At 68.5% G+C, this 1,138-nt stretch carries 1 protein-coding gene; it reads left to right on the forward strand.

From position 1 onward, the window contains the following. The coding region (locus ABT093_RS40895; RefSeq protein ID WP_350572588.1) for an acyl-CoA dehydrogenase family protein at positions 1 to 1,138 on the forward strand (1,138 nt) is incomplete at both ends.

Genomic DNA, 1,138 nt, shown 5'->3' on the forward strand with positions numbered 1-1,138 from the left:
TTCGATCTCTTCCGGGTCTCCGAGGAGCACGCGATGCTCCGTGAGGCGGTGCGTTCGCTGGCCGAGGCGAAGATCGCGCCGTTCGCGGCGGACGTGGACGAGCAGGGGCGGTTCCCGCGGGAGGCGCTGGAGGCGTTGCGGGGCAATGACCTGCACGCGGTGCATGTGCCGGAGGAGTTCGGGGGTGCGGGGGCGGACGCGCTGGCGACGGTGATCGTGATCGAGGAGGTGGCGCGGGTGTGCGCGTCCTCGTCGCTGATCCCGGCGGTGAACAAGCTGGGTTCGCTGCCGGTGCAGTTGTCGGGGTCGCGGGAGCTGAAGGAGAGGTATCTGGGGGCGCTGGCGCGCGGGGAGGGGATGTTCTCGTACTGCCTGTCGGAGCCGGAGGCGGGTTCGGACGCGGCGGGGATGAGGACGCGGGCGGTGCGGGACGGGGATTTCTGGGTGCTGGACGGGGTGAAGCGCTGGATCACCAACGCGGGTGTGTCGGAGTTCTACACCGTGATGGCGGTGACGGATCCGGAGAAGCGTTCGAAGGGTATTTCGGCGTTCGTGGTGGAGAAGGGCGACGCGGGGGTGTCGTTCGGTGCGCCGGAGCGGAAGCTGGGGATCAAGGGGTCGCCGACGCGTGAGGTGTACTTCGACAACGTGCGGATTCCGGCGGACCGGATGATCGGTGGGGAGGGGACGGGGTTCGCGACGGCGATGAGGACGCTGGACCACACCCGGGTGACGATCGCGGCGCAGGCGCTGGGGATCGCGCAGGGGGCGCTGGACTACGCGAAGGGGTATGTGCGGGAGCGGCGGCAGTTCGGGAAGCCGATCGGTGACTTCCAGGGTGTGCAGTTCATGCTGGCGGACATGGCGATGAAGCTGGAGGCGGCGCGTCAGCTGACGTATGCGGCGGCGGCGCGGTCGCAGCGCGGTGATGGTGATCTGACGTTCTTCGGTGCGGCGGCGAAGTGTTTCGCGTCGGACGCGGCGATGGAGATCACGACGGACGCGGTGCAGTTGCTGGGCGGGTACGGGTACACCCGGGACTATCCGCTGGAGCGGATGATGCGGGACGCGAAGATCACGCAGATCTACGAGGGCACCAACCAGATCCAGCGCGTCGTGATGGCCCGCAACCTGCCGT

The sequence above is a fragment of the Kitasatospora sp. NPDC002551 genome (assembly GCF_040296005.1).
Classification (GTDB): domain Bacteria; phylum Actinomycetota; class Actinomycetes; order Streptomycetales; family Streptomycetaceae; genus Kitasatospora.